Source organism: Campylobacter concisus (assembly GCF_002913745.1).
Classification (GTDB): Bacteria; Campylobacterota; Campylobacteria; order Campylobacterales; family Campylobacteraceae; genus Campylobacter_A; species Campylobacter_A concisus_R.
In genome coordinates, this window is record NZ_PPCG01000057.1 from 1 (window position 1) to 14,002 (window position 14,002).

General features: G+C 37.6%; 12 protein-coding genes. 10 read left to right on the forward strand and 2 right to left on the reverse strand.

Annotation, left to right across the window (positions count from 1 at the left end):
- The first annotated feature begins 431 nt into the window (after nucleotides 1–431).
- Both CYO90_RS07420 and CYO90_RS07425 read left to right on the forward strand, forming a co-directional pair.
- Entirely contained in the window at nucleotides 432–3,335 is a 2,904-nt protein-coding gene (locus CYO90_RS07420) for an LPD23 domain-containing protein (RefSeq protein WP_103579040.1), read from the forward strand.
- A 130-nt stretch (nucleotides 3,336–3,465) separates the two neighbouring features.
- Nucleotides 3,466–4,275 (forward strand): SU10 major capsid protein, encoded by an 810-nt coding sequence (locus CYO90_RS07425; protein WP_181000232.1) that lies wholly within the window; start codon nucleotides 3,466–3,468, stop codon nucleotides 4,273–4,275.
- A 127-nt stretch (nucleotides 4,276–4,402) separates the two neighbouring features.
- Here CYO90_RS07425 and CYO90_RS07430 read toward each other — a convergent pair whose 3' ends face one another.
- Together CYO90_RS07430 and CYO90_RS07435 are read right to left on the reverse strand one after the other, a co-directional pair.
- Entirely contained in the window at nucleotides 4,403–4,912 is a 510-nt protein-coding gene (locus tag CYO90_RS07430; protein WP_181000233.1) for a hypothetical protein, read from the reverse strand.
- A 20-nt stretch (nucleotides 4,913–4,932) separates the two neighbouring features.
- Nucleotides 4,933–5,775, reverse strand: a complete 843-nt coding sequence (locus CYO90_RS07435) for a DUF3737 family protein (protein WP_103579041.1) — start codon at nucleotides 5,773–5,775, stop codon at nucleotides 4,933–4,935.
- 114 nt (nucleotides 5,776–5,889) lie between these two features.
- Between CYO90_RS07435 and dcd the strand changes: the two genes are divergently transcribed.
- From dcd to CYO90_RS07475, 8 genes are all read left to right on the forward strand, one after another.
- Nucleotides 5,890–6,450 (forward strand): dCTP deaminase, encoded by a 561-nt coding sequence (dcd, locus tag CYO90_RS07440; RefSeq protein ID WP_021091674.1) that lies wholly within the window; start codon nucleotides 5,890–5,892, stop codon nucleotides 6,448–6,450.
- Nucleotides 6,451–6,666: 216 nt separating this feature from the next.
- Nucleotides 6,667–7,662, forward strand: a complete 996-nt coding sequence (gene pseB / locus CYO90_RS07445; RefSeq protein WP_002940035.1) for a UDP-N-acetylglucosamine 4,6-dehydratase (inverting) — start codon at nucleotides 6,667–6,669, stop codon at nucleotides 7,660–7,662.
- A complete protein-coding gene (gene pseC, locus CYO90_RS07450; protein ID WP_103579042.1) occupies nucleotides 7,659–8,771 on the forward strand; it encodes a UDP-4-amino-4,6-dideoxy-N-acetyl-beta-L-altrosamine transaminase in 1,113 nt (370 codons plus the stop codon). Before pseB ends, pseC begins: the two co-directional genes overlap by 4 nt.
- 2 nt (nucleotides 8,772–8,773) lie before the next feature.
- Nucleotides 8,774–9,451, forward strand: a complete 678-nt coding sequence (gene pseF, locus CYO90_RS07455) for a pseudaminic acid cytidylyltransferase (protein ID WP_103579043.1) — start codon at nucleotides 8,774–8,776, stop codon at nucleotides 9,449–9,451.
- Complete coding sequence (gene pseG / locus CYO90_RS07460) at nucleotides 9,452–10,324, forward strand: UDP-2,4-diacetamido-2,4,6-trideoxy-beta-L-altropyranose hydrolase (protein ID WP_103579044.1); 873 nt, start codon at nucleotides 9,452–9,454, stop codon at nucleotides 10,322–10,324.
- The gene (pseH, locus tag CYO90_RS07465; RefSeq protein WP_103579045.1) at nucleotides 10,309–10,767 is read left to right on the forward strand and encodes a UDP-4-amino-4,6-dideoxy-N-acetyl-beta-L-altrosamine N-acetyltransferase; all 459 of its coding nucleotides are present in this window, start codon (nucleotides 10,309–10,311) and stop codon (nucleotides 10,765–10,767) included. The genes pseG and pseH overlap by 16 nt, the downstream gene beginning before the upstream one ends.
- Nucleotides 10,768–10,770: 3 nt before the next feature.
- Nucleotides 10,771–11,802, forward strand: coding sequence for a pseudaminic acid synthase (gene pseI / locus CYO90_RS07470; RefSeq protein ID WP_103579046.1), 1,032 nt, complete (start codon nucleotides 10,771–10,773; stop codon nucleotides 11,800–11,802).
- On the forward strand, nucleotides 11,799–13,865 hold the full coding sequence (locus tag CYO90_RS07475; RefSeq protein ID WP_103579047.1) for a motility associated factor glycosyltransferase family protein: 2,067 nt from the start codon (nucleotides 11,799–11,801) through the stop codon (nucleotides 13,863–13,865). The genes pseI and CYO90_RS07475 overlap by 4 nt, the downstream gene beginning before the upstream one ends.
- The last annotated feature ends 137 nt before the right edge of the window (nucleotides 13,866–14,002 follow it).

Sequence of the window (14,002 nt, forward strand, 5' to 3'; positions counted from 1 at the left end):
CCTTGCTCCATCTCGAACCAAGAAGCTAAGCTCGTCCTGGCTGATGATACTCTCCCTTACTGGGATGTTGGAAAAGTAGGTCGTTGCGGGCTTTGTTGTTAATCTGCTTTAATTCTTGTATTATTAATCCTAGTTGCTTTTATTTATTTTTTATATATTGTAAGGTTTTTATATTTCTTTTTAGATTATTGGTTTGATTATGTTTTAAATTTGTTTTTATGCCAGTTTTTAAAATCTTTAGACTGAATTTATCTTAATGATAATATGATCCTTTGCTTGAAAAGTAAAGACAGAACTTAATAAATAATGTCGCCGAGCAAGCTTTTAGTAACCCAGCTCTTAGTCAAAAAGCAAAAGATGTTTTAAAACAAGCAAGAAGCGAATACGCTCTTTTTAAAGAACTTCAAAACTCTAAAATTTACCATGATGTAATGGGTGAGCTAAAGAGTAGTGGCGATATAACAAACTCGCTTTTAAAAGCTCTTAACGCAGAAAACGGCTTAGATTTAAAAGCTCTTACAGCTAGATTAAGTAGTAGCGAACAAGAAGCATTAGAAACTAACCTGATCCGTGGCGTAATAGAAAAATTTACCAAAGATGGGATAACTGACTTTTCTAAAGTAAGCAATACTTTAAAAAATGCTCCGTTTGAGAGCAAAAGAGCGGTGGAGATAATGGGTGAGCTAAACAAAAAAGCTCGTATACTAAATAACACGTCATCACTGCTTGAAAAACTAACAGCGATTAATCCAAAGGCTAAAGAGCTACAACAAGGCATAGGACATTCAGTAACTGGAGCACTTATGACAATGAAGAGAAATTTAGCCATTGAAAGGTTAAAATCACTGCTCCCAGTATTAGGCAATGACGCATCTTTAAAAAATCATATAAGAAATGCAATTAATAATGCAGGCGATCTAAAAAGTGTCATTAATAATCTTGAAAAGATAGAGATAAAAGATGCACCAGAGAACTCAACTAAACTACTAGAAGCTTTTAAAAACGAGGTAAAGGCGTTAAGAGAAGAGGCTCAAAACGCAGAAATAAAAGGGGATAATTTCATCACAAAGCAAAGCCCAGCGCCAAAGAGTGATTTAAATATAAAAATGGACTTAGCCCCAAACGTAAGGGATTTATCGAAGATAACAACTGAAGAAATAAGCGCGGATTTAGATTATCTAGCTAGCAAACACCCAGAAATGTTTAGTAAGCCAAGCGATGTTTTTAGGCTGATTAGAGAGATCAAAAATGAACCAACACATTTTTTTAATAATAACAGACTAGACTATGCTTTGATAGTAAAACGAATGGACGAAAACAAAATTGGAAAGCTTGCGATCGATAAAGAAAGTGGAGAAGTAAAACATGCAACAAAAGTAAAAGAAAAAGATTTAAAACGCCTTGATAAAGTTAGTAGAGAGAATTCTAAAGATGCTGGCATTATCCAAACTTTCATCCAGCCAGGCAGCAAATCAAATAGCGAGCTTGGGCTGCCAAATGAGATTATACCAAAACAAACACAAGAATTAGATAAAACTTTTAAAAATCAAAAAGACAAAAACACTAAAACTATCAACGCAAGCCCACATATAGTAAGTGGCCTACTTGGTGGCACAGCAAATGGTGCTGATGAAAATGGCAACGTAAGCCCTGAAGAGTTTGCAAAAGGTTTTATATATGCATTGTTTGGATCAAAATTTAGTGCTTCAGCAGTTAAACGCATAAGCCCAGAGCTTTACAATTCTATTCTTGGGCTTGGCAAAAAGATGCCACAAATGGCAAAAGATAACCCAAAATTATTAACCAAAATTTATGGGTCAGCAAAGAGCAATAGTATAAATTCTTTTGCAGGAGAAAAGGCACTTAATGCTAGTGCTAATAAACTCTCAAAAGCTAAAGCTATGCTAGAAAAAGGCGAAAATGAAGTTAAGATTTGGCAAAGCACTGGTTGGTACAAAGATAAAGATGGCGCTTGGAAGTTTGAGATAGATGATAGCCCAGCTAAAATCAAAAATCAAAACGCAGATAAATTAGGCGACTTGCTAGAGCATAAAGAGCTATTTAAAGCATATCCTGAGTTAAAGGATATAAAGATTAAAAAGATAATCGACGAAAAAGGAGAAAACCTAGGATATTATGACCCTAATAAAAAAGAGATAGCCATAAACAACATAGGCGATAAATCTACGCTTATGCACGAGGTGCAACACGCCATACAAAACATCGAAGGCTTTGCAAGGGGTGGAGAATATGACATAGTATGGAATGCCGCTGTAAAAACAATCGAGAAAAAATATGAGAATGAGCTAGCTAAACTTGAAAAAATAGCAAACGAGGCTTGGAAGAAAGAAGAGCCGCTCCAAAAAGCATATATAGAGCTTTTTGACAAAGGACTAAAGGATAGTCCAGAAGCACAAAGATTATTAAAAGAAAGAGAGCCTTATTCTAAGAAGGGGTGGGAAGCAAACAACAAGATAAGAAATATAAAATGGGCTATAGAAGATGAGAAAAATGCGATCACTGATAAAGATATGTATGAAGCGTATCAAAAGATACATGGTGAAGCTGAAGCAAGGAATGTACAAAATAGGCTCAACCTAAATAAAAAAGATAGAGTTTATCCGCATGAGACTTTTGATGTAAATCCAAATGATACGTTTGTAAGTAGAGAAGACGGAGTAAATTTCAGTAAAAAACTACCCGAGCTAAAAGAAAAAAGAGGCATCTATAATGTCACATATAATGGCAAATTTTCAACTCCAGTTTATAAGGATTTAGAAGATGTAGAGGGAGCGGTAAGATATGCGATAGGAAATAAAAACAAAGGGGCTAAACATATCGAGATAAAGCATTTAGAAGACACAACAAAGGAAGGTTATGTTACGAAGCAAGAACTATTAAATATGGGCGAGAATATGCGTAAATTTATAAAAGAATATAAAGAACCATTTATAAATGATCGCAAAGCAAGGCTTTATGAATGGGAAGATAAAGACGGTGTGAGATTTAGGCTTGTCATAAATGACATAAAGGATAAAAACGGAGGAAGCGGGATACACTCCGCAATTACTTCAACCTCCGCTAATGACGATATTATAACCTTTTATTCTGATAGAAATCTAAAAGAGCCCATGAAGTTTGAAAACCCAAAGCTTAAGCTACTTGATGCGATAGATACAAGTAGCGACAAGGTAGGCTTAGTTAAGAAAGTGCTACTAAATAAAGATATAAGCGACGGAGTAAAAGCTAAAGCAGTAAATAGGCTAACTAAAAATAAAATTAGTCAAGGTGTAAAAAATAGCTATATATCTACTAAAAACTCCAATAATAATTAAAAAGCCCTATCTTTTAGGGCTCACTTTTTTAAAAACACTAAATTTTCTTTTTGATTTTCTCAAAATTGGGTAGATTTGACACAGCCCTTAATGATAAATTGCCATTAAATTGCATAAAAGGAGCAAAGAAATGGCAATAACTACAACTGGGTTTCAAGCCCCAGCTACAAAACGTGAAGGCTTAAAGCCCTCAGTCTACGAAAACATAATCTTAATAGGTGCTGACGAGACGCCTATACTTAAACTAATTGGCACTTCAAGTGTTAAAGGTATAGAGCACTCTTGGCTAACTGACAGCTTAGCTGCCCCAAAGAAAAACGCACAGCTAGAGATTTCTGACTTTGATGATCAAATCAAATCAAGCGTGCAAAAAACTTCAAACGCAGTGCAAATTTTCACTTCTAGCGTTAGTGTTTCAAGAAGTATGCAAGCAGTGGCAACTTACGGCGGTAAAGAGTTAGAGCGCGAGACTGCTAAAAGAGCAAAAGAGCATAAGCTAGATATGGAGTATGCTATCTTTGGTCTTGGTCGTGATGCTGACGTTAAAAAGAGCGTGTTTAAAGCACCGACTGTTAGAACGGATGCAACAGCTGGCGAAATGGCAGGACTATTTTACTTCTTGGCTAAAGGTGCGGCTGCGTTTGCAAGCGGCAAGCGTGGCAATGTTGTAGCATTTGATAGTTCAGGCGATTGGAAAGGCACTCCAGCAGCACTAACTGAAACTGTGCTATCTCAACTACTTCAAAACATTTGGGACGCAGGCACAACTCCAAAAGATGTATTCATCGGTGCGGAGTTAAAACCAGCTATAAACAAAATAGTCTTTAGATATCATTCTCGACGTCAAATAATTATTTTGATATTAAAATTTATCACTGAAAGATTGATATTTGGCATCATTAAAGCAATAATATCTATGCTTTTAGAGAATTTTGTTTGAATACAGCCAACAAATTTGCTGGCATGGCAAATTTGTATGGTTTTTAGTTCAAAATATTCAAAAGTATTTCACTAATTTTGACCTATCTTTTCTTTTAGAAATTCCAAAATTTCTTGTGCTTTTTCATTTAGCGACTCTTTTGGATATATAAGAATGAGCCTTCTTTTAAGATCAAAGCTATAAAATCATCAGTTTCGCAAGTGCCAAGAAACGCACTAAACGAAAAATGAACCGTGCTTGTCGCTGTGACAAACAAGACCTCATCATCATATATAACGATCTCTTGTTCGCGCTCAACATCGATTTTTGAGTAAATGGCTCTAGTAAATAAAACTGGTTTAATTATAGCCGTATAAATATAGAGCAAGACTATGCCGACACAAAGAACAATGGCTAAATTTCTTGCCAAAAAAGAGACGTCGGTTATATCCGAAAAAACTACTAAATCATTCTCAAAAATGTCAAAAAGCACAACCAAAGCTACTGCGCATAGTGCAGCAAATGGCAGCTCGATTGCTCTCATCAAAAACACAAATTTATTCTTCTTATAGACGGTGCTTGAGACCTTGTGTAGTAGCTTTTTAAATTTAGCATCGTTTTTTATACTAAATTTCGCTCTAAATTTTTCATTTTGCATGTTATTTCTTTAAATTTTGCCTAAATTTCATCCGTGACTATCTCTATCTTGCTTACATCAACCAAGCTGCCATCCATGATGATCTCATCTATCTTGCCAGCTCTTATGACTCCGCTTTTTGGATTTTTCACACTTTTTATGCTACTTTTGGTGCTCACATCGACGCTTGAATACTCAAAAGCAAGGCCTGTGTCCATAAAAATACAATCTTTCACGACCAAATTTTCCACATAGCAAAGTGCTTGCAAGCTCTTTATCGTGCAGTTTATGAGCGACACATTTTTAGCGTTCCATGCTAGGTATTCGCCTGAGATTAGGCAGTTTTGCGCGACCACGTTTTCGCAGTTCCAAAAGGCATCTTTTGAAATGAGCTTTGAGTTTGTGACGCGAAGATTTTTGCAACTATCAAAGCAGTAGTTACCGTTTAAATTTAGCCCATCAACCTCTAAATTTTCGCTATTTGCCCCAAAATAATCCCCTTTTGCAAAGACGTTTTTTATCTTCACGTTCTCGCACCCCCAAAGTGTCTCGGCAGCGTCTGAAAAATTTACATTTTCAAGTGAAATTTGCGAGCTTTTTCTAAAGCTTTTTGGAGCATTTATGATCATGTCTTTGAAGCTTAAATTTGTGCTGTACCACATGCCAGCCCTTGCTAGAGGCTCCAAGTATCCGCCATTTAGCGCGATGTCGCTTGCGTACCAGAGTGGATATTTGTAGGCAAAAGCGCACTCGTTTAGCTTTAAATTTGAGCTGTGTTTTAGCGGCGACTCGCCATCTTCAAAGATGCAGTTAGTAAAATTTATCCCCTTTGCCCCAAACATCGCGCGTTCTCCTGTAAAAGTTTCGGCGTTTCTCTCTTGCATTTTTTGTCCTTTATGAAATTTCGCTCTCAAAATTATACTAGTTTTACTGCAAAGTGCCATTAAATTTACTTTAAAGACGCAAAGCGTTATAATCGCCCCAAAAAAGGAGCAAAAATGGGTTTAAAATCAGACTCTTGGATAAGGAAAATGTCGGTTGAAAAGAATATGATCGTGCCATTTGCCGAGGAGCAAGTGGGTCGCGGCGTCGTTAGCTACGGCGTTTCTAGCTACGGCTATGATATACGCGTGGGCGATGAGTTTAAAATTTTCACAAATATCGGCGGAACCGTCGTTGATCCAAAGAATTTTGATGAGAAAAACGTGGTTGATTTTAAGGGCGATGTCTGCATAGTGCCGCCAAATTCTTTTGCTTTGGCGCGCACGATCGAGTACTTTAACATGCCTGATAATGTGCTAGCGATCTGCCTTGGCAAGAGCACATACGCAAGGTGCGGCATCATTGTAAATGTGACGCCTTTTGAGCCAGGATTTAAGGGGCATATAACGATAGAGATCTCAAACACGACGCCACTTCCTGCGAAAATTTATGCAAACGAGGGCATTGCGCAGGTGCTATTTATCGAGGGTGATGAGCCTTGCGAGGTGACTTATGCTGATAAAAATGGCAAATACCAAGCCCAAGAAGGCATCACGCTGCCTAGAATTTTAAAGTAATTTTCATGCCTTTGCGACTTTGCAAAGGCTAAATTTATCGCCCACTTTTTATAAAAACCCTAAACAATAACGAAATTTTGACGAAATAGAAGCTAGAAAAAGCAGAGCTTTGATAAACAAATTTTAAATTTGGCACAGCTTTTGCTTAAAAATTTATAAAAAATAATCCAAATTAGCCATTTATAAATCAAAAAATGACTAGCAAAAAGGCGCAAAATGTTTAACAACAAATCGATATTGATCACCGGCGGAACAGGAAGTTTTGGTAAAAAATACACTGAAATTTTGTTAAAAAAATATAAGCCAAAAAGGCTAGTTATCTACTCGCGCGACGAGCTAAAGCAATATGAAATGGCTCAAGTCTTTAAAGACAAGGCAATGCGTTTTTTTATCGGCGACGTGAGGGACTATAAGCGCTTAAGAACTGCGATGAACGGCATAGACTATGTCATTCACGCAGCTGCGATGAAACACGTACCAATCGCAGAATACAACCCAATGGAGTGCATCAAAACAAACATAGATGGCGCTCAAAACGTCATCGACGCCTCTTTGGAGTGTGGCGTTAGCAAAGTGATCGCACTCTCAACTGACAAAGCGTGCAACCCTGTAAATTTATATGGAGCTACGAAGCTAGCGAGCGACAAGCTCTTTGTCGCTGCAAATAACATTGTTGGAGACAAAAAAACAAGATTTAGCGTCGTAAGATATGGAAATGTCGTTGGTTCACGTGGCTCAGTCGTGCCGCTTTTTAAAAAGCTGATCGCACAAGGAGAAAAAGAGCTTCCTATCACGCATGAGAAGATGACTAGATTTTGGATCACGCTTGAACAAGGCGTAAATTTCGTCCTTAAAAACTTTGAGAGGATGAAAGGCGGCGAAATTTTCATACCAAAGATCCCGTCAATGACGATGGTCGATCTCGCAAAAGCCCTTGCACCAGACCTTGGCGTCAAGATCATAGGTATTCGCCCAGGCGAGAAGATGCATGAGATGATGATCTCAAGAGACGACGCGCATCTTACATACGAATTTGATGATTACTACGTTATTAGTCCGTCTATTCAGTTCTTAACAGCGCAAGACTTCTCGACAAATGCTCTTCATCAAAAGGGCAAACCAGTGAGCGAGGACTTTGAATATAGCTCAAATACAAATAAAATTTGGCTCGATAGAGCAGGCCTTCTTGAGATGATAGGAGATGCTAAATGATCCCTTACAGCCGTCAGCAGATCACAGAAGAGGACATAAAGGCAGTCACAGATGCCTTAAAAGATGACATCTTAACAGGTGGCCAAAAGGTCAGCAAATTTGAAGAGGAGCTGGCAAAGTATGTTGGCGTAAAGTACGTGATCGCTATGAACTCAGCCACTTCGGCTCTTCACGTAGCCTATCTTAGCCTTGGCGTAAAGGCTGGCGATGAAGTGATCACGACACCTATCACCTTTGCGGCCACTGCAAATGCGGCTTTGATGGCAGGAGCGCAGGTCAAATTTTGCGACGTAAAAGCAAATGGCAACATTAATGAAGAGAAAATTCCAGCTCTAATCACACCAAAAACAAAGGTGATAACTGCGGTTGATTACGGCGGCAACCCTGTGGAGCTAGATAAGATCATAAATTTAGCCAAAAAACACGGCATAAAAGTGATAGATGATGCCTCTCACGCCCTTGGTAGCGTGCAAAACGGCGTAAAAGTGGGTGTTAAGGCTGATATTAGCATATTTAGCTTTCATCCAGTAAAGCCTATCACCACGCTTGAAGGCGGCGCGCTTGCTACAAATGACGATGAGCTAGCAAGATTTGCAAGGCTATATAGAAGCCACGGCATCACCAAAACAAAGCTTTGGGATAGCGACATGAGCCTACTTGGATACAACTACAGGATCACAGACGTGGCCTGCGCTTTGGGGCTTAGCCAGCTAAAAAGGCTGGATGGCTTTATCGCCAAAAGAAATGAGATAGCTAAATTTTATGATGAGAAATTTAGCGGGTGTGAATATTTTAAAACTATAAAAATCCCAGCAAATACAACAAGCTCAAGGCACCTATATCCAGTGCTTTTGGATGAGAAATTTTGGGATAAAAAAGAGCAAATTTTTGAAGCACTTTTGCAAAAAGGCGTTGGTGTGCAGGTGCATTATAAACCAACATATAAATTTAGCTTTTATAAAGCGCTTCTTGGCGAAATTTCACTGCCAAATGCGGAGAAATTTTATAGCGCCGAGCTTAGCATCCCTTGCCATCACGGAATGGGTGTGGATGATACTAAATTTGTTGCAAGCACGCTTTTTGACGTGCTAAAAAGCTTTAGTGAGTAAAAATGATCTGTATCATACCAGCAAGAGGTGGCAGTAAGAGAATACCTGGCAAGAACATAAAAGACTTTTTGGGCAAGCCTTTGATCGCTTATAGCATCGAGGCTGCGTTAAATTCTAAAGTTTTTAGCGAAGTGATCGTAAGCACCGATGACGAAGCGATCGCGAATGTGGCTAGAGAATTTGGAGCTAGCGTGCCATTTTTTAGAGAAGCGAGCTTAAGCGACGACTACGCAACAAGCACCGACGTGATAAAAGACGCGATAAGGCGTGTAAATTCTAGCTTTGACGTCTGCTGCCTTTATGCTACAGCACCGCTTATAAGGGCTGAAATTTTAAAAGAGGCCGCAGGAGAGTTTAAAAAGCAGGAGTGTAAATTTTTATTTTCAGCGACTGCTTTTGAATTTCCTATACAAAGGGCGATAAAACTTGATGAAAACGCTAGAGTTAGCATGTTTTATCCGCAGTTTGAAAAGATACGCTCGCAAGATCTTGAGCCTGCGTTTCATGACGCTGGGGCATTTTATTTTGGCAAAAAAGAGGCTTGGCTGGAGTGCAGTGCTTTGTTTGCTCCACACTCAAAGGCATATTTGCTGCCAAGAAATTTAGTCTGTGACATCGATACGCTAGAGGATTTTGAGTTTGCTAAAAAGCTTTATTTGATAAATAATGGAAAGATTTGATTGAAAGAATTTAAAGGACTCCCCCTGCTAAAAACGCTCGTGCGCGCTGATAGTAGCAGCAAGATAGGGCATGGGCACATCAGGCGAGACCTTTTGCTTGCTAAAAAATTTAGCAACATCTCATTTGCATCTTTGAGGCTAGATGGTGACATTTTTGATGAGATAAACTACCCTAAATTTAGCTTAACAAGTGGCGAGATAGATGAGCTTTGCGAGCTTATAAAAGATAATAAATTTGAGCTTCTCATTATCGACCACTACGGCTTTAGCTTTGAAGACGAAAGAGCTATAAAAGAGAAAACTGGCGTTAAAATTTTATCATTTGACGACACTTACGAAAAACATTTTGCAGACTTCATTTTAAATGTAAATTTATATGCGCAAAAGGCAAGATATGAGGGGCTGGCAGAAAAAGGCTCTGAGGTATTTTGTGGAAGTGAGTTTTTGCTAGTTAGAGATGAGTTTTATGAAGAAGCGCAGGTAAAAAGGGAGAAAATTTACGACTACGCTATCATTCTTGGAGGCACTGATATCTCAGGGCTAAGTGCTAAAATTTCAGAAAAATTGCTCTTAAAAGGGCTAAAAACAGCCGTCATAACAACTAGTGGAAATAAAAACTTAAGCGCACTAAAAGAGATATCTAGTAAAAACGAAAATTTTAGCCTTTTTGTAGATAGTAAAAACGTAGCAAAGCTCATGAATGAGGCCAAAATGCTCATCATAACAGCAAGCTCGCTTGTAAATGAAGCTTATGTTTTAGGAGCTAAATTTAAAGCCATTTGCGTAACAGACAATCAAAAAGAGATCTTTGCTTGGCTAAAAGAAAATGGGTATGAAGCTTACTGGGGAGATGAAATTTGCTTGAGCTTATAAATTTTACATCGCTTAGTGGCGAGCAAAAACTGATGGTCTTAAAGTGGCGAAACGACGAGCGTATAGCCAAATTTATGAAAAACAAAAGCGTTGGCAAAGAGGAGCATTTTGCTTTTTTAGAGAGATTAAAGAGCATTCAAGATAAGATCTACTTTTTAGTAAAAGACGAGTGTGAATTTATCGGAGTGGTGAGCTTCGTTGATATAACGAAAGAGAGTTGCGAATTTGGCGTTTATAAAAACCCAGAGCTAAAAGGAGTGGGTAAAAAGCTGCTTGATCTCATAAAAGACTACGCTTTTTTTACATTAAAAGTTGGCTCGCTAAAGGCAAAAGCTTATAATAACAACGAAAAAGCGCTCGCACTTTATGAAAATTTTGGCTTTAGGATCTACGCAAAAGATGATGAATTTAGCTATCTTGAGCTTAAAAATAAAACGGACTAACGGATGAAAATAGGAAATTTTGATACAGACAAAAAGGTCTTTATAATAGCAGAGCTCTCTGCTAATCACAGCGGTAGCCTAAAAACAGCGGTAGATACGATAAAAGCAGCTAAGCGCGCTGGAGCTGACGCGATAAAACTTCAGACATATACGCCTGATAGTTTGACTCTAAATTCGCACCTAGACGACTTTGTCATAAAAGGCGGACTTTGGGACGAGCGAAATTTATACGAGCTTTACCAAGAGGCGCTAACGCCAAAAGAGTGGCACGCTGAGCTTTTTAAAGTAGCAAAAGAGGAGGGGCTTATTTGTTTTTCAAGCCCATTTTGCAAGGATGATGCCAACTTTTTAGAGCAGTTTAACCCGCCAGCTTATAAGATTGCTAGTTTTGAAGTGACAGACTATGATTTTGTAGAGTTTGTAGCCAAAAAAGGTAGGCCCATAATCATCTCAACTGGCATAGCCTACGAAGAAGAGATACAAGCCGTGGTGCAAATTTGCAAAAATGTGGGCAATAACGACATCGCCCTTTTAAAATGCACTTCAAGCTACCCAGCACCGCTAAATGGCATGAATTTACAAACGATAGCTGATATGAGAGAGAAATTTGGCGTTGAAGTTGGCTTTTCAGATCACACTTTGGGTGTGACGGCTCCAGTTGTTGCGGTTAGTTTGGGCGCTAGGATAGTTGAAAAACATTTTATACTTGATAAAAGCGTAAAAAGCGTTGATAGCGCATTTAGTCTTGATGAGAGCGAATTTGCTCTTATGACAAAGTGTGTTAGAGAGGCTGAGGAGCTTTTGGGCGTGGTAAACTACGAGCTAGATGAAAAAGCGGTTTTAAACAGGAGATTTTCTCGCTCGCTTTATGCAAGCACAGATATAAAAAAAGGTGAAATTTTTAGCGAGCAAAATGTAAGGAGCGTGCGTCCAGGGCATGGCCTTCACCCTAAATTTTTAAAAGAGCTAATCGGCAAAAAAGCAAAAAGAGATATAAAATTTAGTGATAGGATAACAAAGGAGGATCTGATATGAGTGATGAAAACAAAGTTTATAAACTAGATGACCTTGAGGTGCATAAAAACAAAAAACGTAAAAAGATAGATGAGGCGAAGCAAAAAGTACTTGAAAGTAAGATGACAAATATACAAAATCCTATCTTTCAAAAAAACCTCCAAGCGCTCTTTCAACAAGATGAAATTTTAGCTGCTAAGCTTTGGGGTATGGAGACAGCAAAGGACTTTGATATCTTTGTTGGTAAAGATCCGATAGATATAAATTTGATAAATAATAAAACCTTAAAATATGTCTATGAAAGACCAGTAAATGACACGCTTGTCTCTCTTGAAAATTTAGAAAAAGAGTATAAAAGATATCCAATGATGTTTTTTTATGGTCTTGGAAATGGCATCTTATATAAAGCCCTTTTAAAAAATGAAACTCACAAAAAGATAGCAGTTATCGAGCCAGAGATAGATATTATTTATGCCACGCTTAACGTTGTTGATCTAAGCAGCGAGCTACTTAGCCATAGACTTGTCTTATTTTATTCAGAATTTGCAAGCTATACGCAGTTTTATTTCCTAATAACCGTTCCAGAATTTACATCTTACGCAAAGACTTACGATCTTCACATCCACTCACCATTTTACGAAAGTTATAGTGAAGATATCTTAAGGATAAACTCAGACTTTGCAAAGGCTATCTCTCAAATGGTCGTGGCTCATGGCAATAGTATCGATGATATGCTTATAGGCATCAAACATCACATACAAAATATTCCGATCATGCTTGAAAACTATTGCTATACGCAACTTGTTTTAAAGCGTTATGAGCTAAATAAAACAGCTATTATTGTAGCAACTGGGCCAAGCTTAGATAAGCAGCTTGATACACTTAAAAAATTTGTGCCTTATGCTACTATCATAAGCCTTGATGCTTCGTATCCTATACTAAAAAAACATGGCATCGTGCCTGATTATGTGACATCTATCGAAAGAGTTGAGGCTACATCAACATTCTTTAGTACTCGTGATAAAGAATTTGATAAAGATATCTACTTTGTCGTAGCCTCTTTAACGCATCCTCAAACTATAAAAAATATCTTGCCAAGGCGTCTTGTTCTTACTATGAGACCGCAGCAAAGCGAAATCGCTTTTAATATGAAAAAATATGGCTACTTAGGGATCGGTCACTCAACAGCCAATCAAGCATTTCAACTAGCTTATGCATTAGGGCATAAAAATATAGTTCTGATCGGACAAGACTTAGCCTTTGCACCAGATGGTAAGAGTCATGCCACAGGACATGCCTTTGCTCAGACTGATGAGTACTTATATGTAAAGGCTTACGGAGGAGAGGGTGAAGTTAGGACTACTTATATATGGGATAAATTTAAAAACCAGTATGAAAAAGATATAGAACAGTCTTCTAAAGAGGGATATGTCACATATAACTGCACTGAGGGTGGAGCTAGGATAGAAGGGAGCATCGAAAAACCATTTTTAGAGACTATGAATGAGCTTTGTAAGGATAAAATACCTAAAAAAGAGCCAAATATCTCTAAAATTTCAGAAAAGCAAAGAAGTAAGGATCTATTAAAAGCATATACTTATATAGCCAAAAAAGTTAAAACGCAAAAAGAGGCTAAGAAAAAGATAGAAGAGGTATTTTTAGAGCTAGTGCCAAAGATAGATGAGCTAATAGAAAAAAAAGAGGCAGGTGAAGTTAGCGAAAAGATGTTTTCTAAGCTTGTTAAAATAACTTCTAAACTAGATAAGCTAAAAACATATATGAGTTCTAAAAAACATAAAATGTTTTTAGACAACATTCTTCAAATTTCTATATATTTCCAAGAGCTTGAGCTTGCTAAAATTTCAGTAGCTCCTAGCGATACTAAGATTCAAAAAGTAAATAAACTACTTGAATGGGTTGAGATGCATAAATACTGGATGTTCTCTGCAGCAGGTGGACTAAATGCTGATATAGAAGTAACGAAAAAAGCTTCAAAGCCACTTGTTGCAGAGCTTAAAAAAAGAAAGTTAATAACTAAAAACGACATAGGAAGCGTAAAAGAGAATTTTACGCTAAGTATATAAACTAGTTTGCAAGTAAAATTTCTTTTACTTGCAAATTTATTTATCTAATGTGCTAGCTTTTAAATTTCACAATATCTAAATTTAAAAATGTAAACTCTTTAACCATACTAGCTAAAAAGGTTCAACTTATGTATTAA